The organism is Pseudomonas tohonis (assembly GCF_012767755.2).
Lineage (GTDB): Bacteria > Pseudomonadota > Gammaproteobacteria > Pseudomonadales > Pseudomonadaceae > Metapseudomonas > Metapseudomonas tohonis.
Genome location: NZ_AP023189.1, coordinates 5,748,612 through 5,769,365, shown reverse-complemented (window position 1 = coordinate 5,769,365; position 20,754 = coordinate 5,748,612). Strand labels below are relative to the sequence as shown.

Annotated in this window: 16 protein-coding genes and 2 tRNA genes; 17 read left to right on the top strand and 1 reads right to left on the bottom strand. The window is 62.4% G+C overall.

Annotated elements, in window-relative coordinates:
- The first annotated feature begins 62 nt into the window (after nt 1-62).
- The 7 genes from dnaK (at nt 63) to HSX14_RS26535 (ending at nt 9,581) form a co-directional block, all read left to right on the top strand.
- A complete protein-coding gene (dnaK, locus tag HSX14_RS26565) occupies nt 63-1,973 on the top strand; it encodes a molecular chaperone DnaK (RefSeq protein ID WP_173178988.1) in 1,911 nt (636 codons plus the stop codon).
- Between the two features lie 123 nt (nt 1,974-2,096).
- Entirely contained in the window at nt 2,097-3,224 is a 1,128-nt protein-coding gene (gene dnaJ / locus HSX14_RS26560; protein ID WP_021222329.1) for a molecular chaperone DnaJ, read from the top strand.
- A 77-nt stretch (nt 3,225-3,301) separates the two neighbouring features.
- On the top strand, nt 3,302-4,108 hold the full coding sequence (gene dapB, locus HSX14_RS26555) for a 4-hydroxy-tetrahydrodipicolinate reductase (RefSeq protein WP_173178986.1): 807 nt from the start codon (nt 3,302-3,304) through the stop codon (nt 4,106-4,108).
- Between the two features lie 184 nt (nt 4,109-4,292).
- Nucleotides 4,293-5,429, top strand: coding sequence for a glutamine-hydrolyzing carbamoyl-phosphate synthase small subunit (gene carA, locus HSX14_RS26550; protein ID WP_173178984.1), 1,137 nt, complete (start codon nt 4,293-4,295; stop codon nt 5,427-5,429).
- Between the two features lie 36 nt (nt 5,430-5,465).
- The gene (gene carB, locus HSX14_RS26545; RefSeq protein ID WP_173178982.1) at nt 5,466-8,687 is read left to right on the top strand and encodes a carbamoyl-phosphate synthase large subunit; all 3,222 of its coding nucleotides are present in this window, start codon (nt 5,466-5,468) and stop codon (nt 8,685-8,687) included.
- Nucleotides 8,684-9,160: a transcription elongation factor GreA gene (gene greA, locus HSX14_RS26540; RefSeq protein WP_111260173.1), complete on the top strand. Its 477-nt coding sequence runs from the start codon at nt 8,684-8,686 to the stop codon at nt 9,158-9,160. The genes carB and greA overlap by 4 nt, the downstream gene beginning before the upstream one ends.
- A complete protein-coding gene (locus tag HSX14_RS26535; RefSeq protein ID WP_173179042.1) occupies nt 9,153-9,581 on the top strand; it encodes a DUF4149 domain-containing protein in 429 nt (142 codons plus the stop codon). Before greA ends, HSX14_RS26535 begins: the two co-directional genes overlap by 8 nt.
- Nucleotides 9,582-9,606: 25 nt before the next feature.
- Here the strand turns inward: HSX14_RS26535 and HSX14_RS26530 are convergent, their stop codons facing one another.
- Nucleotides 9,607-9,921, bottom strand: coding sequence for a YhbY family RNA-binding protein (locus HSX14_RS26530; protein WP_173178980.1), 315 nt, complete (start codon nt 9,919-9,921; stop codon nt 9,607-9,609).
- 499 nt (nt 9,922-10,420) lie between these two features.
- On the opposite strand from HSX14_RS26530, the gene ftsH reads away from it, so the two are divergent.
- From ftsH to infB, 10 genes are all read left to right on the top strand, one after another.
- Nucleotides 10,421-12,337 carry an ATP-dependent zinc metalloprotease FtsH gene (gene ftsH / locus HSX14_RS26525; protein ID WP_173178978.1) on the top strand — a complete coding sequence of 639 codons (1,917 nt, stop codon included), beginning with the start codon at nt 10,421-10,423 and terminating at the stop codon, nt 12,335-12,337.
- Between the two features lie 9 nt (nt 12,338-12,346).
- On the top strand, nt 12,347-13,198 hold the full coding sequence (folP, locus tag HSX14_RS26520; protein WP_173178976.1) for a dihydropteroate synthase: 852 nt from the start codon (nt 12,347-12,349) through the stop codon (nt 13,196-13,198).
- A 16-nt stretch (nt 13,199-13,214) separates the two neighbouring features.
- Nucleotides 13,215-14,558 (top strand): phosphoglucosamine mutase, encoded by a 1,344-nt coding sequence (glmM, locus tag HSX14_RS26515; RefSeq protein WP_173178974.1) that lies wholly within the window; start codon nt 13,215-13,217, stop codon nt 14,556-14,558.
- A 65-nt stretch (nt 14,559-14,623) separates the two neighbouring features.
- Nucleotides 14,624-15,379, top strand: coding sequence for a triose-phosphate isomerase (tpiA, locus tag HSX14_RS26510; protein WP_173178973.1), 756 nt, complete (start codon nt 14,624-14,626; stop codon nt 15,377-15,379).
- Nucleotides 15,380-15,383: 4 nt separating this feature from the next.
- Nucleotides 15,384-15,767: a preprotein translocase subunit SecG gene (gene secG, locus HSX14_RS26505; protein ID WP_173179040.1), complete on the top strand. Its 384-nt coding sequence runs from the start codon at nt 15,384-15,386 to the stop codon at nt 15,765-15,767.
- A 10-nt stretch (nt 15,768-15,777) separates the two neighbouring features.
- Nucleotides 15,778-15,863 (top strand) — tRNA-Leu (locus HSX14_RS26500).
- Between the two features lie 100 nt (nt 15,864-15,963).
- Nucleotides 15,964-16,040 (top strand) — tRNA-Met (locus HSX14_RS26495).
- Nucleotides 16,041-16,170: 130 nt separating this feature from the next.
- Complete coding sequence (rimP, locus tag HSX14_RS26490; protein WP_173178971.1) at nt 16,171-16,629, top strand: ribosome maturation factor RimP; 459 nt, start codon at nt 16,171-16,173, stop codon at nt 16,627-16,629.
- Between the two features lie 47 nt (nt 16,630-16,676).
- On the top strand, nt 16,677-18,158 hold the full coding sequence (nusA, locus tag HSX14_RS26485) for a transcription termination factor NusA (protein ID WP_173178969.1): 1,482 nt from the start codon (nt 16,677-16,679) through the stop codon (nt 18,156-18,158).
- A 27-nt stretch (nt 18,159-18,185) separates the two neighbouring features.
- Nucleotides 18,186-20,708 carry a translation initiation factor IF-2 gene (infB, locus tag HSX14_RS26480; RefSeq protein WP_111260163.1) on the top strand — a complete coding sequence of 841 codons (2,523 nt, stop codon included), beginning with the start codon at nt 18,186-18,188 and terminating at the stop codon, nt 20,706-20,708.
- Nucleotides 20,709-20,754: the final 46 nt, after the last annotated feature.

Here is a 20,754-nt window from a genome sequence, read left to right as displayed (position 1 = left end):
TTCATGCTGCCGCGACTAGTGAAACGGGGTCTCGGCAAATCCAAAGTTTCGGGAGAGAGAACATGGGCAAAATCATCGGTATCGACCTGGGGACCACCAACTCCTGCGTCGCCATCCTGGAGAACGGCAACGTCAAGGTGATCGAGAACGCCGAAGGCACTCGCACCACGCCGTCGATCATCGCTTACACCAACGACGGCGAGATCCTTGTCGGCCAGTCCGCCAAGCGCCAGGCGGTCACCAACCCGCACAACACCCTGTACGCCGTGAAGCGCCTGATCGGTCGTCGCTTCGAAGAAGACGTCGTGCAGAAAGACATCAAGATGGTCCCCTACAAGATCGCCAAGGCCGACAACGGTGACGCCTGGGTCGAGGTGAAGGGCCAGAAGATGGCGCCGCCGCAGATTTCCGCGGAAGTGCTGAAGAAGATGAAGAAGACCGCCGAAGACTACCTCGGCGAGACCGTGACCGAAGCGGTGATCACCGTTCCGGCCTACTTCAACGACAGCCAGCGCCAGGCCACCAAGGATGCCGGTCGTATCGCCGGCCTCGACGTCAAGCGCATCATCAACGAGCCGACCGCGGCTGCGCTGGCCTATGGCATGGACAAGGCCAAGGGCGACCACACCGTGATCGTCTATGACCTGGGTGGCGGTACCTTCGACGTGTCGGTCATCGAGATCGCCGAAGTCGACGGCGAGCACCAGTTCGAGGTTCTGGCCACCAACGGCGACACCTTCCTGGGTGGTGAGGACTTCGACATCCGCCTGATCGACTACCTCGTCGACGAGTTCAAGAAAGAATCCGGCATGGATCTCAAGGGCGACCCCCTGGCCATGCAGCGCCTGAAGGAAGCTGCCGAGAAGGCCAAGATCGAGCTGTCCTCCAGCCAGCAGACCGACGTCAACCTGCCGTACATCACTGCAGACCAGACCGGTCCGAAGCACCTCAACGTGAAGATTTCCCGCGCCAAGCTGGAAGCCCTGGTCGAGGACCTGGTTGCTCGTACCATCGAGCCGTGCCGCATCGCCCTGAAGGACGCCGGCCTGGACGTGGGCGACATCCACGAGGTGATCCTCGTTGGTGGCCAGACCCGCATGCCGCTGGTGCAGAAGCAGGTCGCCGACTTCTTCGGCAAGGAAGCGCGCAAGGACGTCAACCCGGACGAAGCCGTGGCCATCGGTGCCGCCATCCAGGGCGCCGTGCTGTCCGGTGACGTGAAGGACGTGCTGCTGCTCGACGTATCCCCGCTGACCCTGGGTATCGAAACCCTGGGTGGCGTGATGACTGCGCTGATCGAAAAGAACACCACCATCCCGACCAAGAAGTCGCAGGTGTTCTCCACTGCCGATGACAACCAGTCCGCCGTGACCATCCACGTGCTGCAGGGCGAGCGCAAGCAGGCCACCCAGAACAAGTCCCTGGGCAAGTTCGACCTGGCCGAGATCCCGCCGGCTCCGCGTGGCGTGCCGCAGATCGAGGTGACTTTCGACATCGACGCCAACGGCATCCTGCACGTTTCCGCCAAGGACAAGGCCACCGGCAAGCAGCAGTCCATCGTGATCAAGGCCAACTCCGGCCTGTCCGAGGACGAAATCCAGCAGATGGTGCGTGACGCCGAGGCCAATGCCGAGGAGGATCGCAAGTTCGAAGAGCTGGCCGCCGCCCGCAACCAGGGTGACGCGCTGGTCCATGCGACCCGCAAGATGGTCACCGAGGCCGGCGACAAGGCCACTGCCGACGAGAAGGCGGCCATCGAGAAGGCGCTGGGTGAGCTGGAAGTTGCCGTGAAGGGCGACGACAAGGCCGAGATCGAAGCCAAGATGAACGCGCTGTCCCAGGCTTCCACTCCGCTGGCGCAGAAGATGTATGCCGAACAGCCCCAGGCGGGTGAAGGTGCTCCGGCCGGCGAAGACAAGGCATCCGATGATGCCGTCGACGCCGAGTTCGAAGAGGTCAAGGACAACAAGTAAGCGTCAGGCTTGCTTGCTCTCCTGCCTGCCGGGCCCAGCCCCGCAGGTTGATGCGCCGCGCGGGAGCTTGCTCCCGCGTCGGCGTGTCTGGAGGGCGCGAAATTTGAAGAGTGCAGAGAACCAATGGCTAAACGTGACTTTTACGAAATCCTCGGTGTCGAGCGGGGCGCCAGCGAGGCTGAGCTGAAGAAGGCTTATCGTCGTCTGGCCATGAAGTACCACCCGGACCGCAATCCGGACGACAAGGCTGCCGAAGAGAAATTCAAGGAGGCCAACGAGGCCTACGAAGTGCTCTCCGATGCCAGCAAGCGCGCGGCGTACGACCAGTACGGCCATGCCGGTGTCGATCCGCAGATGGGTGCGGGCGGTGGTGCGGGCTTCGGCGGCGCCAGCTTCTCCGACATCTTCGGCGACGTCTTCAGCGACTTCTTCGGTGGCCAGCGCGGCGGCCAGCGTGGCGGTGCCCAGCGTGGCAGCGACCTGCGCTACACCCTGGAGCTGGACCTGGAAGAAGCGGTGCGCGGTACCACCGTCACCATTCGCGTGCCGACCCTGGTCAACTGCAAGACCTGCGAAGGCTCCGGCGCCAAGAAGGGCACCAGCCCCGTCACCTGCACCACGTGCGGCGGCATCGGCCAGGTGCGCATGCAGCAGGGGTTCTTCTCTGTCCAGCAGACCTGCCCGCGCTGCCATGGCACCGGCAAGATGATTTCCGATCCCTGCGGCAGCTGCCACGGCCAGGGGCGCGTCGAGGAACACAAGACCCTGTCGGTGAAAGTGCCGGCTGGCGTGGACACCGGCGATCGCATCCGCCTGTCCGGCGAGGGCGAGGCCGGCGCCATGGGCGGGCCGGCAGGCGACCTGTACGTCGTGGTCAACGTGCGTGAGCACCCGATATTCCAGCGCGACGGCAAGCACCTGTACTGCGAAGTGCCGATCAGCTTCGCCGACGCCGCCCTGGGTGGCGAGCTGGAAGTGCCGACCCTCGATGGTCGGGTCAAGCTGAAGATTCCGGAAGCGACCCAGACCGGCAAGCTGTTCCGTCTGCGCGGCAAGGGCGTGGCCCCGGTGCGTGGTGGCGGTGCGGGCGACCTGATGTGTCGCGTCGTGGTCGAGACCCCGGTCAACCTCGACAAGCGCCAGCGCGAGCTGCTCGAGGAGTTCCGCAAGTCCCTGCAGAACGACGGCTCCCATTCGCCCAAGGCCAGCAGCTGGTTCGAAGGCATGAAACGCTTCTTCGGCGATCTTTGACATCCCGGCCCAGGCTGCAGGCGCAGGCTCGACGAGCGGCGCCTGCGGCCTGAGGCTGGCAGCTTGGAGCTTTGTGTATGCGACGTATTGCAGTGATGGGCGCCGCCGGGCGCATGGGCAAGATCCTGATCGAGGCGGTCCAGCAGACCGGCGGTAGTGCCGGTCTGACCGCCGCGATCGATCGCCCGGACAGCACCCTGGTAGGGGCCGATGCCGGTGAGCTGGCGGGCCTCGGCCGTATCGGTGTGCCGCTGTCGGGGGATCTGGGCAAGGTGGTCGACGAGTTCGACGTGCTGATCGACTTCACCCACCCGACCGTGACCCTCAAGAACCTGGAAATCTGCCGCAAGGCAGGCAAGGCCATGGTGATCGGCACCACCGGCTTCTCCCAGCAGGAGAAGGAGTTGCTGAGCGCGGCGGCCAAGGAGATTCCGATCGTCTTCGCCGCCAACTACAGCGTCGGCGTGAACCTCTGCCTGAAGCTGCTCGACACGGCTGCCCGTGTGCTGGGTGATGACGTGGATATCGAGATCATCGAGGCCCATCACCGCCACAAGGTCGATGCACCGTCCGGCACCGCCCTGCGCATGGGCGAAGTCGTCGCCAGTGCGCTCGGGCGTGATCTGGAGAAAGTGGCGGTCTATGGGCGTGAAGGCCAGACCGGTGCCCGTCCGCGCGAAACCATTGGTTTCGCCACTGTTCGCGCTGGCGATGTGGTCGGTGATCACACCGTGCTCTTCGCGGCGGATGGCGAGCGCGTGGAGATCACCCACAAGGCATCGAGCCGCATGACCTTCGCTCGTGGCGCGGTTCGCGCGGCGCTTTGGCTGGAAGGTCGGGAAGCGAGCCTCTATGACATGCAGGATGTGCTCGGCTTGCGCTGAAACCGCCAAAAGGTCCTACTCCACGGTGGACCGAAAAAGGCTTCTCCTGTAAGCTGCAGCTTTAGTGTGTCCACTAAAAGTTACGCAGAATGGCTCAGATAAAAAAGCGGGGTGACGGTTCAAAACGTCATCCCGCTTTTTTACAACCTGCGTTTGCTTCAGCCTTGATCTACGGGAGGTCTTCTTGACTAAGCCAGCCATACTCGCGCTTGCCGACGGCAGCATTTTCCTCGGTGAATCCATCGGGGCCGACGGCCAGACCATCGGAGAGGTGGTGTTCAACACCGCCATGACCGGCTATCAGGAAATCCTCACCGATCCTTCCTATGCCCAGCAAATCGTCACCCTGACCTACCCCCATATCGGCAACACCGGCACCACGCCGGAAGATGCCGAGTCCGATCGCGTATGGGCCGCCGGCCTGATCATCCGTGATCTCCCGCTGCTGGCCAGCAACTGGCGCAACAAGCAGTCGCTGCCCGAGTACCTGGAGGCCAACGGCACCGTGGCCATCGCCGGCATCGATACCCGTCGCCTGACCCGCATCCTGCGCGAGAAGGGTTCGCAGAACGGCTGTATCCTCACCGGTGAAGGCGCTACTGCTGAAAAGGCCCTGGAGTTGGCGCGCAGCTTCCCCGGCCTCAAGGGCATGGACCTGGCCAAGGTGGTCAGCTGCACCGAGCGTTACGAGTGGCGCTCCAGCGTCTGGAATCTGAAGACCGACAGCCACCCGGAAATCCCGGCCAGCGAGCTGCCCTACCACGTGGTGGCGTTCGACTACGGCGTCAAGCTGAATATCCTGCGCATGCTGGTGGCCCGCGGCTGCCGCCTGACCGTGGTGCCGGCACAGACTCCTGCCAGTGAAGTGCTGGCGCTCAATCCGGACGGCGTGTTCCTTTCCAACGGCCCTGGCGACCCCGAGCCCTGTGACTACGCCATCGCCGCGATCAAGGAAATCCTCGAGACCGAGATCCCGGTCTTCGGTATCTGCCTCGGTCACCAGTTGCTGGCCCTGGCTTCTGGCGCCAAGACCCTGAAAATGGGCCATGGCCACCATGGCGCCAACCACCCGGTCCAGGATCTGGACAGCGGCGTGGTCATGATCACCAGCCAGAACCACGGCTTCGCCGTCGACGAGACCAGCCTGCCGGCCAACGTCCGTCCGATCCACAAGTCGCTGTTCGATGGCACCCTGCAGGGTATCGAGCGTACCGACAAGGAGGCCTTCAGCTTCCAGGGTCACCCTGAGGCGAGCCCTGGCCCGCACGATGTGGCCCCGTTGTTCGACCGCTTCATCGAAGCCATGGCCAAGCGCCGCTGAGCCTGTCGACTGACCCAAGGATTCGAGTGAGTAAAAATGCCTAAACGTACAGATATCAAAAGCATCCTGATCCTCGGCGCTGGCCCGATCGTCATCGGCCAGGCCTGCGAGTTCGACTACTCCGGCGCTCAGGCCTGCAAGGCCCTGAAGGAAGAAGGTTTCCGCGTCATCCTGGTGAACTCCAACCCGGCCACCATCATGACCGACCCGGCCATGGCCGACGCCACCTACATCGAGCCGATCAAGTGGGCCACCGTGGCCAAGATCATCGAGAAGGAACGCCCCGACGCCCTGCTGCCGACCATGGGTGGCCAGACCGCGCTGAACTGCGCGCTGGACCTGGAAAAGCACGGCGTGCTGGAGAAGTTCGGCGTCGAGATGATCGGTGCCAATGCCGACACCATCGACAAGGCCGAAGACCGTTCGCGCTTCGACAAGGCGATGAAGGACATCGGCCTGGCCTGCCCGGTTTCCGGCATTGCCCACAACATGGAAGAAGCGTACGGCGTGCTGGAGAAGGTTGGCTTCCCCTGCATCATCCGTCCGTCCTTCACCATGGGCGGTACCGGTGGCGGCATCGCCTACAACCGTGAAGAGTTCGAGGAAATCTGCGCCCGCGGCCTGGACCTGTCGCCGACCAGCGAGCTGCTGATCGACGAATCGCTGATCGGCTGGAAGGAATACGAGATGGAGGTGGTCCGCGACAAGAAGGACAACTGCATCATCGTCTGCTCCATCGAGAACTTCGACCCGATGGGCGTGCATACCGGTGACTCGATCACCGTGGCCCCGGCCCAGACCCTGACCGACAAGGAATACCAGATCCTGCGTAACGCCTCCCTGGCGGTGCTGCGCGAGATCGGCGTGGAAACCGGTGGTTCCAACGTGCAGTTCGGCATCTGCCCGAACACTGGCCGCATGGTCGTGATCGAGATGAACCCGCGCGTTTCCCGCTCCTCGGCGCTGGCCTCCAAGGCCACCGGCTTCCCGATCGCCAAGATCGCCGCCAAGCTGGCCGTCGGCTACACCCTGGACGAGCTGTCCAACGACATCACCGGCGGCCGCACCCCGGCATCCTTCGAGCCGGCCATCGACTACGTGGTCACCAAGGTGCCGCGTTTCGCCTTCGAGAAATTCCCCAAAGCCGATGCCCGCCTGACCACCCAGATGAAGTCCGTCGGTGAAGTCATGGCCATCGGTCGTACCTTCCAGGAGTCCATGCAGAAAGCCCTGCGCGGCCTGGAAGTCGGTGTCGCCGGCTTCGATCCGAAGCTCGACCTGAACGATCCGGAAGCCGAGAGCACCCTGCGTCGCGAGCTGACCGTGCCCAGCGCCGATCGTATCTGGTACGTGGCCGATGCCTTCCGCGCCGGCAAGACCATCGCCGAAGTGTTCGAGCTGACCCGTATCGATGAGTGGTTCCTGGTCCAGATCGAAGACCTGATCAAGGACGAGGCGAACGTCCAGACCCTCGGTCTGTCCGCCATCGACCGCGACCTGATGTTCAAGCTCAAGCGCAAGGGCTTCTCCGATGCGCGCCTGGCCAAGCTGCTCGGTGTTTCCGAGAAGAGCCTGCGTGCCCATCGCCACAAGCTCAAGGTGCTGCCGGTGTACAAGCGCGTGGATACCTGCGCCGCCGAGTTCGCCACCGACACCGCCTACATGTATTCGACCTACGAGGAAGAGTGCGAGGCCAATCCGTCGAGCCGCGAGAAGATCATGATCCTCGGCGGCGGTCCCAACCGGATCGGCCAGGGCATCGAGTTCGACTACTGCTGCGTGCACGCCGCGCTGGCCATGCGTGAAGACGGTTACGAGACCATCATGGTCAACTGCAACCCGGAAACCGTCTCCACCGACTACGACACGTCCGACCGCCTGTACTTCGAGCCGGTGACCCTGGAAGACGTGCTGGAAATCGTCCGCGTCGAGCAGCCGAAAGGCGTCATCGTGCAGTACGGTGGCCAGACCCCGCTGAAGATCTGCCGCGCCCTCGAAGAGGCCGGCGTACCGATCATCGGCACCAGTCCCGAGGCCATCGACCGTGCCGAAGACCGTGAGCGCTTCCAGCAGATGGTGCAGCGTCTCGGCCTGCGCCAGCCTGCCAACGCCACGGCGCGCAGCGAAGACGAGGCACTGGCCCTGTCGAAGAGCATCGGTTACCCGATGGTGGTGCGTCCGTCCTACGTACTGGGCGGTCGGGCGATGGAGATCGTCTACCAGGAAGAAGAACTCAAGCGCTACATGCGCGAAGCGGTGAAGGTGTCCAACGACAGCCCGGTGCTGCTGGATCGCTTCCTCAACTGCGCCATCGAAGTGGACGTGGATGCGGTGAGCGACGGTGAGACCGTCGTGATCGGCGCGATCATGCAGCACATCGAACAGGCCGGCGTGCACTCCGGTGACTCGGCCTGCTCGCTGCCCCCGTACTCGCTGCCGAAGCACATCCAGGACGAGATCCGCGACCAGGTCAAGAAAATGGCCCTGGAGCTCGGTGTCGTCGGCCTGATGAACGTGCAGATGGCGGTGCAGGGCGAGGACATCTTCGTGATCGAAGTGAACCCGCGCGCCTCGCGTACCGTACCGTTCGTCTCCAAGTGCGTGGGTGAGTCGCTGGCCAAGGTCGCCGCTCGCGTCATGGCGGGCAAGAGCCTGGCAGAAGCCGGTTACCAGGAAGAGATCATCCCGCCGTTCTTCAGCGTCAAGGAAGCGGTGTTCCCGTTCGCCAAGTTCCCGGGTGTGGACCCGATCCTCGGCCCGGAAATGAAGTCCACCGGTGAGGTTATGGGCGTGGGCGACAGCTTCGGCGAGGCATTCGCCAAGGCTCAGCTGGGCGCCAGTGAGATCCTGCCGAACTCCGGTTGCGCATTCATCAGCGTACGTGAAGACGACAAGCCGGAAGCCGTCCAGGTCGCTCGTGACCTGATCGCCCTGGGCTTCGAAGTGGTTGCCACCGCCGGCACCGCCAAGGTGATCGAGGCCGCCGGCCTGCCGGTTCGTCGCGTGAACAAGGTGACCGAGGGTCGTCCGCATGTCGTTGACATGATCAAGAACGATGAGGTTACCCTGATCATCAACACCACCGAGGGGCGTCAGTCGATTGCAGACTCCTACTCGATCCGTCGTAACGCCCTGCAGCACAAGATCTACTGCACCACCACCATCGCGGCGGGGCAGGCGGTCTGTGAGGCGCTCAAGTTCGGTCCCGAGAAGACCGTTCGCCGGCTGCAGGATCTGCATGCAGGAATCAAGGCATGAATAAATACCCCATGACCGTCCAGGGCGCGCGCGCCCTGGAAGAGGAACTGGCTCATCTGACCAAGGTGATGCGCCCGCAACTCAGCCAGGCCATCGGCGAGGCGCGTGAGCTGGGCGATCTCAAGGAGAACGCCGAGTACCACGCCGCGCGCGAGCAGCAGGGTATGGTCGAGGCGCGCATCCGTGATATCGAAGGGCGCCTGCAGAATTCTGTGGTCATCGATGTCACCGCCATCGCCCACACAGGAAAGGTGATCTTCGGCACCACGGTGGATATCGCCAACGTGGAAACCGATGAGACCGTGACCTATCAGATCGTTGGCGAGGATGAAGCCGACATCAAGCAGGGCAAGCTGTCGGTGGGATCACCGATCGCCCGCGCCCTGGTGGGCAAGGAAGAAGGCGATGTGGTGACGGTCAAGACCCCGAGCGGGCTGATCGAGTACGAGATCGTCGAGGTCCGCCATATCTGATCGTCGGCGGTTCCGCGCAGCGACAGCCAGTTGGCAGCTGGCCCAGACACTCTGGGTCGGCGGCCTCTGGCTTCTGCACTTCGTTGTCGTGCCTTCCCTGGAACGCGTCGGTCTGGCGCCGTTGCTGGTGGAGGAGATCACGCGCAGCCTGACGCCGCTGCTGGTGGCATTCACCGCTTTCTGTGCGCTGGTTCAGGGGTTCGTGCTGGTCCAGATCGAAGGTGTCCGCAGCCTGCAGCGCGATTCGCGCGGGCAACTGCTGGTGGCCGTTCTGGTGATGGCGGTGGCGTTCCTGCTGGTAAACCAATTGCAGCCGAATGCGATGCGCTGGCTGGCGTTCAACTACCTGGTTCTGGCGTTCTGTGGCGCCTTGCTGGTGATCCAGCCGGTGCCGGTGGGCGAGAAGGTCCGGGCGCGCTGAGCGCGCCACGGTCATCGGCCTGGGTTCAGAGCCCGCTGAAGCGGCTGATGTTGGACAGGTTGCGATTCGGCTTGGGATTGCGGCGATAGACCAGGGCCATCTTGCCGATCACCTGGACCAGTTCGCATTTACCGGTGCTGCACAGCTCATCGATGAGTGCGCGGCGGTCATCGCGCTCGGTGATGCGGAATTGCACCTTGATCAGCTCGTGATCGTTGAGTGCGCGCTCCAATTCGGCGAGCACGCCTTCGGTCAAACCATTTTCAGCCACGATCAATACCGGTTTCAGGTGGTGGCCGATAGATTTGTATTGCTTCTTGTGCTCCTGAGAGAGCGCCATAATCAGACCCCTGCGAAAAAAGGCGGCTAGTTTACCCGAGTCATTTCGGGGCGCACAGCTGAACACGCGGTGTCCCGCAGCTTGTACCAAGACTAGTCAGCATTGGCTGAAGGGGCCTCTGTCGTCGGCGTGTAATCCGCCGGCAGGTTCTAGGCCTTCTTCTAATGTCCGACAAGGCTTGTGATTTTCGAGAGTGCCCCAATATGAGGGATGTGGGGTTGGCATACGCTAGCCCCTCTCTTTCGTCGAGCGACTGTTCCTCCAGGCAATACCCGCTCGCGCGTGTTCTTTGCGAGGAATAGACTGCAACGGCCGACTTGTTTTTCGGTCTGAATGGCCAGGCTCGGTTGTTTTGCGAGTGCCATGCTTCATAAAGGGTTACAGACGGCGCCTGCCAGGGGTAGGGGTTGTATAGTAAGTTAGGCCGGTTGATAACCAGCCGTCATGCGGGGCGCGTCCCAGGGCGGGATCTGCTCCAGAGGGTAGCTAATTGAACGATATGGCAAAGAATCTCATCCTGTGGCTGATCATCGCCGCCGTCCTGGTCACGGTGATGAACAACTTCTCCAGTCCGAGCGAACCGCAGACGCTGAACTATTCCGATTTCATCGGTCAGGTGAAGGAAGGCAAGGTCGAGCGCGTCACCGTCGATGGTTTCGTTATCACCGGCAAACGTAACGACGGCGACTCCTTCAAGACCATTCGTCCCGCCATCCAGGATGGCGGGCTGATCGGCGATCTGATCGACAACAACGTCATCATCGAGGGCAAGCAGCCCGAGCAGCAGAGCATCTGGACCCAGCTGCTCGTCGCCAGCTTCCCGATCCTGGTGATCATCGCCGTCTTCATGTTCTTCATGCGCCAGATGCAGGGCGGCTCCGGTGGTCGTGGTGGCCCCATGAGCTTCGGCAAGAGCAAGGCGCGCCTGCTGTCCGAGGACCAGGTGAAGACTACCCTGGCCGATGTCGCCGGTTGCGACGAAGCCAAGGAAGAAGTGGGTGAATTGGTCGAATTCCTGCGCGACCCGGGCAAATTCCAGCGCCTGGGTGGCCGCATCCCCCGTGGCGTGCTGATGGTGGGACCGCCCGGCACCGGTAAGACGCTGCTGGCAAAAGCCATTGCGGGTGAAGCCAAGGTTCCCTTCTTCACCATTTCCGGTTCGGACTTCGTCGAAATGTTCGTCGGCGTGGGTGCGTCCCGTGTTCGCGACATGTTCGACCAGGCCAAGAAGCATGCGCCCTGCATCATCTTCATCGATGAGATCGACGCTGTCGGTCGCCATCGTGGTGCCGGCCTGGGTGGTGGTCATGACGAGCGTGAACAGACTCTCAACCAGTTGCTGGTGGAGATGGATGGTTTCGAAATGAACGACGGCATCATCGTCATCGCCGCGACCAACCGTCCTGACGTGCTGGACCCGGCTCTGCTGCGCCCGGGGCGCTTCGATCGCCAGGTGGTGGTCGGCCTGCCGGATATCCGTGGCCGTGAGCAGATTCTCAAGGTGCACATGCGCAAGGTGCCCATGGGGGACGATGTCGACGCTGGCGTGATCGCCCGTGGTACTCCTGGTTTTTCCGGCGCCGACCTGGCCAACCTGGTCAACGAGGCTTCTCTCTTCGCCGCTCGCGTCAACAAGCGCATCGTCGAGATGAAGGAGTTCGAGCTGGCCAAGGACAAGATCATGATGGGCGCCGAGCGCAAATCCATGGTCATGTCCGAGAAGGAGAAGCTCAATACCGCTTACCACGAAGCCGGCCATGCCATCGTCGGCCGCATCGTTCCCGAGCATGATCCGGTCTACAAGGTCTCCATCATTCCGCGTGGTCGTGCCCTCGGCGTGACCATGTTCCTGCCGGAAGAGGATCGCTACAGCCTGTCCAAGCGGGCGCTGATCAGCCAGGTCTGCTCGCTGTTCGGTGGTCGCATCGCCGAAGAGATGACCCTGGGCTTCGATGGCGTGACTACCGGTGCATCCAACGACATCATGCGCGCCACTCAGATCGCCAAGAACATGGTGACCAAGTGGGGCCTGTCCGAGAAGCTCGGTCCGTTGATGTATGCAGAGGAAGAGGGCGAGGTGTTCCTGGGTCGCAGCGCTGGTGGCCAGCACTCCAGCGTCTCGGCGCAGACCGCGCAACTGATCGATCAGGAAGTGCGCAGCATCATCGACCACTGCTACGCCACGGCGAAGCAGATCCTCGTGGACAACCGCGACAAGCTGGACATGATGGCCGAGGCGCTGATGAAGTTCGAAACCATCGACGCCGAACAGATCGACGACATCATGGCCGGTCGCCAGGCTCGTGAGCCGAAGGACTGGCAGGGTGGTCCTGGTGCCTCTTCTGGCAAGCCAGCTCCCCGCGAGGAAGCTCCGCGTACCGAGAACCCGATCGGCGGGCCGGCTGGCGAACACTAAGGTTCCTACATGAGTTCCACGCAGTACCTGACCCGGTTGCCTTGCGGCAACCGGGTTCTTGATTTGGGGCGCCCTCACGTGATGGGCATCCTCAATGTCACTCCAGATTCCTTCTCCGACGGCGGGCGTTTCAGTCAGCGCGATGCGGCGCTGCGCCACGCTGCCGAGATGGTGGCCGCCGGTGCTACGCTCATCGACGTAGGGGGTGAATCGACCCGGCCTGGAGCGCGGGCGGTTTCTCCTGTCGAGGAGTTGGAGCGTGTCGCTCCGGTGGTCGAGATGATCGCCCGCGAGTTGGACGTGATCATTTCCCTGGATACTTCGACGCCCGCCGTCATGCGTGAAGGCGCTCGATTGGGGGCGGGGATGATCAACGATGTCCGCGCGCTGCGACGTGATGGTGCGCTGGATGCGGTAGCCGATACCGGCCTGCCGGTGTGCCTGATGCACATGCTCGGCGAGCCGGGGAACATGCAAGAGAATCCACAGTACGAGGATGTCACGCGTGAGGTGTCAGAGTTTCTTGCCGACCGCATGGCGGCCTGCGTCGCTGCAGGTATACCGGTGGAGCGTATTCTGCTGGATCCGGGATTTGGCTTCGCCAAGACCCTCGAACACAACCTGGGCCTGTTCAGGCATCTCGAAGAGCTGAATGGTCTCGGGCGCCCCCTGCTGATAGGTGTTTCACGCAAGAGCATGGTGGGTCAGGTGCTGGGTCGCGATGTCGATCAGCGCCTTTACGGCAGTCTGGCTCTGGCGGCCCTGGCCGTGGCCAAGGGAGCCTGCATCCTGCGGGTGCACGATGTGGCTGAGACTGTCGATGTCGTACGCATGATCGCTGCAGTACAGGCGGCGGAATAAGAAACACGGAGCATTCATGAGCAGAAAGTATTTCGGCACCGATGGCATTCGCGGCCATGTTGGGCAGTTTCCCATCACCCCTGATTTCATGCTCAAGCTGGGTTGGGCCGCCGGCATGGCGTTCCGCAAGCAGGGTAAGTGCCGCATCCTGGTCGGCAAGGACACCCGTATCTCCGGGTACATGTTCGAGTCCGCGCTGGAGGCCGGTCTTTCCGCCGCAGGTGCCGATGTGATGCTGCTCGGGCCGATGCCGACCCCGGCCATCGCCTACCTGACCCGGACCTTCCTCGCCGATGCGGGGATCGTCATCAGTGCCTCGCACAATCCGCACAACGACAATGGCATCAAGTTCTTCTCCGGCCAGGGCGTGAAGCTCTCCGACGAGGTCGAACTGATGATCGAGGAGTTGCTCGATCAGCCCATGGTGGTGGTCGAGTCGGCCAACCTCGGCAAGGTTTCACGTATCAATGATGCGGCCGGCCGCTACATCGAGTTCTGCAAGAGTACGGTGCCCATGAGTACCGATCTCGCGGGGCTCAAGATCGTGGTCGATTGCGCGCACGGGGCGACTTACAAGGTCGCTCCCAGCGTCTTCCGCGAGCTCGGCGGCAACGTATCGGTGCTCGCGGCTCAGCCCAATGGGCTGAACATCAACGACAAGTGCGGTTCCACCCACATGGAAGCGTTGCAGGTGGAAGTGGTCGCCCAGCACGCGGACATCGGCATCGCCTTCGATGGTGATGGGGATCGTGTGCTCATGGTCGATCACACCGGCGCCGTCGTGGACGGTGATGAGTTGCTGTTCATCATTGCCCGCGACCTCCATGAGCGTGGCAAGCTCCAGGGTGGTGGTGTGGTCGGGACGTTGATGAGCAATCTCGGGCTCGAGCTCGCTCTGGGCGAGCTCGGCGTGCCCTTCACGCGCGCCAAGGTCGGCGATCGCTATGTCATAGCCGACATGCAGGAGCGGGGCTGGAGTCTCGGTGGCGAGAACTCGGGGCATATCCTCTGCAGTCATTTCACCACCACCGGGGATGCCTTGATCGCTGCGCTTCAGGTACTGCTGGCCCTGCAGCGTCGTGGTCAATCGCTGGCAGAGGCCCGTCAAGGCATGCGCAAGTGTCCTCAGGTGCTGTTGAACGTGCGCTTTGCCGGTGGCGGTGTGGATCCGGTCGAGCACCCCGCGGTGAAGGACGCCTGTGCCCGTGTCACCGAGAAGATGGCGGGGCGCGGACGCGTGCTGCTGCGCAAGTCCGGCACCGAGCCGTTGGTTCGCGTGATGGTCGAGGGCGACGACGAAAGCCAGGTCCGCGGTTACGCGGAAGAGCTGGTTAAAGTCGTAACCGAGGTATGTGCTTGATTTCTCTTGCTACTTCAAAAAACCTTGGGTAACATCTGCGCCCACTTTGATCGACGAGGTAAAGCATGCGTCGCCCCCTGGTAGCTGGTAACTGGAAAATGCACGGTACCCGCGCCAGCGTCGCAGAGCTAATCAAAGGGCTTCGCCAGTTGGCCTTGCCGGCTGGTATTGAGGTAGCGGTATTCCCGCCTTGTCTGTACATCAATCAGGTCGCTCAAGGCCTGGATGGCAAGTCGATTGCCATCGGTGCGCAGAATTGTGCAGTAGAGCCCATGCAGGGCGCGCTGACGGGTGAGGTTGCTGCGAGTCAGCTGGCTGATGCCGGTTGCACGTTTGTTCTTGTCGGTCACTCTGAGCGCCGCCTGATTCTCGGTGAGCGCGACGAAGTGGTGAGTCGCAAGTTCGCTGCGGCTCAATCCTGTGGTCTGGTTCCGGTGCTTTGCGTCGGAGAGACGCAGGAGCAGCGTGAGGCGGGCAAGACTCTAGAGGTTGTCGGGCGTCAGCTCGGTAGCGTGATCGAAGAACTCGGTGTGGGGGCATTCGCGAAAGCGGTGGTCGCATACGAGCCGGTCTGGGCTATCGGTACAGGGCTCACGGCGACCCCGCAGCAGGCACAAGAGGTGCACGCTGCAATACGTGGTCAGCTTGCGGCGGAAAATGCCGAAGTGGCGCGTGGTGTGAGGATTCTCTACGGCGGCAGTGTCAAGGCGGCCAGTGCGGCCGAATTGTTCGGCATGCCGGATATCGACGGGGGGCTGGTTGGTGGAGCCTCCCTGAATGCTGATGAATTCGGCGCGATCTGTCGTGCCGCAGGAAGCTGACGAGATGCTGGAAACTGTCGTTATCGTGGTTCACCTGCTCGGCGCGCTCGGCGTCGTAGCGTTGGTGTTGCTGCAGCAGGGTAAGGGTGCGGATGCTGGCGCCTCGTTTGGTGCGGGAGCTTCGGGTACCGTTTTCGGTAGTCAAGGTTCTGCTACCTTTCTGAGTCGAGTTACTGGTATACTCGCCGCGGTTTTTTTCATTACCAGTCTGGGCTTAGCGTTCTTCGCTAAAGAAAAGGCTGAAGCTCTGAGTCACGTTGGTCTGCCGGATCCGGCAGCTGTCGAGGTTCAGCAGCAAAAGCAGGCAGCTGACGATGTGCCGGTGCTCGAAGAGCAGAAGCCTGCAGAAAGTGCAGGTGATGTACCTCAGGCTCCAGAGCAGAAGTAAGGCAAGTTTTGCCGAGGTGGTGGAATTGGTAGACACGCTACCTTGAGGTGGTAGTGGCCATAGGCTGTAGGGGTTCGAGTCCCCTCCTCGGTACCATACAAAACAAGAAAGCCCGCTGTATGCGGGCTTTCTTGTTGGTGAGGTGTTCGGTTGACCGTGTATGCACGTAGGCCGTATACTCTCGCCCCAGCTTTGACGCGGGGTGGAGCAGTCTGGTAGCTCGTCGGGCTCATAACCCGAAGGTCGTTGGTTCAAATCCAGCCCCCGCAACCAGTAGTAGCGGAGCCCCTTTTTAGGGGCTTTTTGCTAGCTGGGACAGTTAGCCATCGGTCGTTTGCCGATTGGTTCGAATGGATGGGCGTTTCGCCCATTTTTTATTTGCACAGCATGCGAGGGCAATCAGGTGTCGAGCAAGCTAGAACAGTTGCAGGCCTTGCTGGCCCCGGTAGTCGAAGCGCTTGGCTACCAATGCTGGGGCGTCGAGTTCCTGTCCCAGGGGCGGCATTCGCTGCTGCGGGTTTATATCGATCATGAGAACGGCATCCAGGTCGACGACTGTGAAAAAGTCAGTCGCCAGGTCAGTGGTGTTCTTGACGTGGAAGATCCCATCCCCAGCGAATACACCCTCGAGGTGTCCTCGCCTGGCATGGATCGACCGCTGTTCAGTCTTGTGCAGTTCGCGGCACACGCCGGTGAGCTGGTGAAGATCAAGTTGCGCTCTCCCTACGATGGGCGACGTAATTTCCAGGGGCTCCTCCGCGGGGTGGAGGAACAGGATGTGGTGGTTCTTGTTGAGGATCACGAGTACCTGCTGCCGATCGATCTGATCGACAAGGCCAACATCATTCCCCGTTTTGACTGAGACGCGGATCCCGCGGATCCAATGGATTGCGAAAGGCGAGGCGTACGATGAGCAAAGAAGTACTGCTGGTTGTAGAGTCGGTATCCAACGAGAAAGGCGTACCGGCTGGCGTGATATTCGAGGCGCTGGAGCTGGCTCTGGCCACTGCTACCAAGAAGCGCTTCGAAGATGAAGTGGAGCTGCGTGTGGAGATCAATCGCCACACTGGCAGCTATGACACCTACCGCCGCTGGGCGGTCGTCGAAGAAGACGACCAGGTAAACCCCGCGGCCGAACTGACCGTCGAAGAGGCCCAGGAGAAGCAACCTGGTGCCAAGGTCGGTGATTTCGTAGAAGAAAAAATCGAGTCCATCGAGTTCGGCCGCATCGCTGCGCAGACCGCCAAGCAGGTGATCGTGCAGAAGGTTCGCGAAGCCGAGCGTGCGCAGGTCGTCGAGGCCTATCGCGAGAAGCTGGGTGACATCATCTCCGGCACCGTGAAGAAGGTCACCCGTGACAACGTGATCGTCGACCTGGGCAACAACGCCGAGGCGCTGCTGGCCCGTGAAGACATCATCGCCCGCGAGACCTTCCGTGTCGGCGCCCGCGTTCGCGCGCTGCTGAAAGAGATCCGCACCGAGAACCGCGGTCCGCAGCTGATCCTGTCGCGCACCGCGCCGCAGATGCTGATCGAGCTGTTCCGCATCGAAGTGCCGGAGATCGCCGAAGAGCTGATCGAAGTGATGGCCGCCTCCCGCGACCCAGGTTCCCGCGCCAAGATCGCCGTTCGCTCCAAGGACAAGCGCATCGACCCGCAAGGCGCCTGCATCGGCATGCGTGGTTCGCGCGTCCAGGCCGTTTCCGGCGAGCTGGGCGGTGAGCGTGTCGACATCGTGCTGTGGGACGACAACCCCGCGCAGTTCGTGATCAACGCCATGGCCCCGGCCGAAGTGGCAGCGATCATCGTCGACGAAGATGCCCATGCCATGGACATCGCCGTGGGCGAGGACAACCTGGCCCAGGCCATCGGTCGTGGCGGCCAGAACGTTCGCCTGGCGAGCCAACTGACCGGCTGGACGCTGAACGTGATGACCGAGGCCGACATCCAGGCCAAGCAGCAGGCCGAGACCGGCGACATCATGCAGGCCTTCGTCGACGAGCTGGAAGTCGACGAGGAACTGGCCCAGGTACTGGTCGAGGAAGGCTTCACCAGCCTGGAAGAAATCGCCTACGTACCGATGGAAGAGATGCTGAGCATCGACGGCTTCGACGAAGACATCGTCAACGAGCTGCGTGCCCGCGCCAAGGATCGCCTGCTGACCAAGGCTATCGCCACTGAAGAAAAACTGGCTGACGCTCAGCCGGCGGACGACCTGCTTGCTCTCGAAGGCATGGACAAAGAGCTGGCTGTTGAGCTGGCAGTACGTGGCGTAGTCAACCGCGAAGACCTGGCCGAGCAGTCTATCGACGACCTGCTCGACATCGACGGCATGGACGAAGAGCGTGCCGGCAAGCTGATCATGGCCGCCCGAGCCCATTGGTTCGAGTAAGCAGTCGCGGCCTGAGGAGAGAAGTGCATGACGCAAGTCACGGTGAAAGAACTGGCCCAAGTGGTCGACACACCGGTGGAGCGCCTGCTGTTGCAGATGCGTGAGGCAGGGTTGCCGCACACCAGCGCCGAGCAAGTTGTGACTGACAATGAGAAACAGGCGCTGCTGGCGCATCTCAAGGGCAGTCACGGCGAACGGCTGGAAGAGCCCCGCAAGATCACCTTGCAGCGCAAGACCACCACTACGCTGAGAGTGGCCGGTAGCAAGACCATCAGCGTCGAAGTACGTAAGAAGAAGACGTACGTGAAACGCAGCCCCGACGAGATCGAGGCCGAGAAGCAGCGCGAGCTCGAAGAGCAGCGTGCCGTTGAAGAAGCCGCGCGCCTGAAGGCCGAGGAAGAAGCCAAGCGCCGGGCCGAAGAAGACGCCCGTCGCCAGGCCGATGCCCGTGCCCTGGAAGCCGCTCGCGGCGGCGATGCAGCACCTGCCGCCGCCGTGGCCGCCGAAGCGACCGCTCCTGCCGCTGCTCCGGCTCCTGCCGCTGCCGCAGGCGCCGACGATCGCAAGAAGGAAGAGCCGCGCCGTCCCGAGAAGGCTCGTGACGAAGACGAGCGCCGTGATCGCAAGCACACGCAGCACCGCCCCTCCGTCAAGGAGAAGGAAAAGGTTCCGGCTCCGCGTGTCGCCCCGCGCAGCACCGAAGAGGAAAGCGACGGCTACCGTCGTGGCGGTCGTGGTGGCAAGTCCAAGCTCAAGAAGCGCAACCAGCACGGGTTCCAGAGCCCGACAGGACCGATTGTGCGTGATGTGAATATCGGCGAGACCATCACCGTGGCCGAACTGGCTGCGCAGATGACCGTCAAGGGCGCGGAAGTCGTCAAGTTCATGTTCAAGATGGGCACCCCGGTGACCATCAACCAGGTGCTGGACCAGGAAACGGCCCAGCTGATCGCGGAAGAGTTCGGCCACAAGGTCAAGCTGGTCAGCGAGAACGCACTGGAAGAGCAACTGGCCGAGTCCCTGAAGTTCGAAGGTGAAGCCATCCACCGCGCGCCGGTCGTGACCGTCATGGGCCACGTCGACCACGGCAAGACCTCGCTGCTCGACTACATCCGTCGTGCCAAGGTCGCCGCGGGCGAAGCCGGTGGCATCACCCAGCACATCGGTGCCTACCACGTCGAAACCGACCGTGGCATGGTCACCTTCCTCGACACCCCTGGCCACGCCGCGTTCACCGCGATGCGTGCCCGTGGTGCCAAGGCGACCGACATCGTCATCCTCGTGGTGGCGGCGGACGACGGCGTGATGCCGCAGACCGAAGAAGCCGTTCAGCACGCGAAAGCGGCTGGCGTGCCGATCGTGGTCGCGGTGAACAAGATCGACAAGCCCGAAGCTGACCTCGACCGTATCAAGAACGACCTCGCCGGTCGTGACGTGATCCCGGAAGAGTGGGGCGGCGACACCCAGTTCGTACCCGTCTCGGCGAAAGTCGGTACCGGTGTCGATGAGCTGCTGGAAGCCGTGCTGCTGCAGGCCGAAGTCCTGGAACTCAAAGCCACCCCGTCGGCCCCCGGCCGTGGTGTCGTGGTCGAGTCCCGCCTGGACAAGGGCCGTGGCCCGGTGGCCACCGTACTGGTTCAGGACGGTACCCTGCGCCAGGGCGACATGGTCCTCTGCGGCGTCAACTTCGGTCGCGTCCGTGCCATGCTCGACGAGAACGGCAAGCCCATCAAGGAAGCCGGTCCCTCCATCCCGGTCGAGATCCTCGGCCTGGACGGCACCCCGGATGCGGGTGACGAGCTGACCGTGATCAGCGACGAGAAGAAGGCCCGCGAAGTGGCCCTGTTCCGTCAAGGCAAGTTCCGCGAGGTCAAGCTGGCCCGCGCGCATGCCGGCAAGCTGGAAAACATCTTCGAGAACATGGGCCAGGACGAGAAGAAGACGCTCAACATCGTCCTCAAGTCCGATGTCCGTGGTTCCCTGGAAGCCCTGCAAGGCGCGCTGTCGGATCTCGGCAACGACGAAGTGCAGGTGCGTGTCGTCGGTGGCGGCGTCGGTGGTATCACCGAGAGCGACGCCAACCTGGCGCTGGCCTCCAACGCCGTACTGTTCGGTTTCAACGTGCGTGCCGATGCGGGCGCCCGGAAGATCGTCGAGCAGGAAGGCCTGGACCTGCGCTACTACAACATCATCTACGACATCATCGAAGACGTTAAGAAAGCACTGTCCGGCATGCTCGGCAGCGACGTCCGGGAGAACATCCTGGGTATCGCCGAGGTGCGCGACGTGTTCCGCTCGCCGAAGTTCGGCGCGATCGCGGGCTGCATGGTTGTCGAGGGCATGGTCCACCGCAACCGTCCGATCCGCGTACTGCGCGACGACGTGGTGATCTTCGAAGGCGAACTGGAATCCCTGCGCCGCTTCAAGGACGACGTGTCCGAGGTGCGTGCCGGCATGGAGTGCGGTATCGGCGTGAAGAGCTACAACGACGTCAAGGTCGGCGACAAGATCGAAGTGTTCGAGAAGGTCCAAGTGGCTCGCAGCCTCTAAGCGCGAGCTGCAATACGCAACGCCCGGTCCAGCTTCCGCTCGGCCG

What these genes read in the sequence shown, in the direction of transcription:
- dnaK (WP_173178988.1), top strand. Translation starts at nt 63, where the DNA reads ATGGGCAAAATCATCGGTATCGACCTGGGGACCACCAACTCCTGCGTC.
- dnaJ (WP_021222329.1), top strand. Translation starts at nt 2,097, where the DNA reads ATGGCTAAACGTGACTTTTACGAAATCCTCGGTGTCGAGCGGGGCGCC.
- dapB (WP_173178986.1), top strand. Translation starts at nt 3,302, where the DNA reads ATGCGACGTATTGCAGTGATGGGCGCCGCCGGGCGCATGGGCAAGATC.
- carB (WP_173178982.1), top strand. Translation starts at nt 5,466, where the DNA reads ATGCCTAAACGTACAGATATCAAAAGCATCCTGATCCTCGGCGCTGGC.
- greA (WP_111260173.1), top strand. Translation starts at nt 8,684, where the DNA reads ATGAATAAATACCCCATGACCGTCCAGGGCGCGCGCGCCCTGGAAGAG.
- HSX14_RS26530 (WP_173178980.1), bottom strand. Translation starts at nt 9,921, where the DNA reads ATGGCGCTCTCTCAGGAGCACAAGAAGCAATACAAATCTATCGGCCAC.
- ftsH (WP_173178978.1), top strand. Translation starts at nt 10,421, where the DNA reads ATGGCAAAGAATCTCATCCTGTGGCTGATCATCGCCGCCGTCCTGGTC.
- folP (WP_173178976.1), top strand. Translation starts at nt 12,347, where the DNA reads ATGAGTTCCACGCAGTACCTGACCCGGTTGCCTTGCGGCAACCGGGTT.
- glmM (WP_173178974.1), top strand. Translation starts at nt 13,215, where the DNA reads ATGAGCAGAAAGTATTTCGGCACCGATGGCATTCGCGGCCATGTTGGG.
- tpiA (WP_173178973.1), top strand. Translation starts at nt 14,624, where the DNA reads ATGCGTCGCCCCCTGGTAGCTGGTAACTGGAAAATGCACGGTACCCGC.
- secG (WP_173179040.1), top strand. Translation starts at nt 15,384, where the DNA reads ATGCTGGAAACTGTCGTTATCGTGGTTCACCTGCTCGGCGCGCTCGGC.
- nusA (WP_173178969.1), top strand. Translation starts at nt 16,677, where the DNA reads ATGAGCAAAGAAGTACTGCTGGTTGTAGAGTCGGTATCCAACGAGAAA.
- infB (WP_111260163.1), top strand. Translation starts at nt 18,186, where the DNA reads ATGACGCAAGTCACGGTGAAAGAACTGGCCCAAGTGGTCGACACACCG.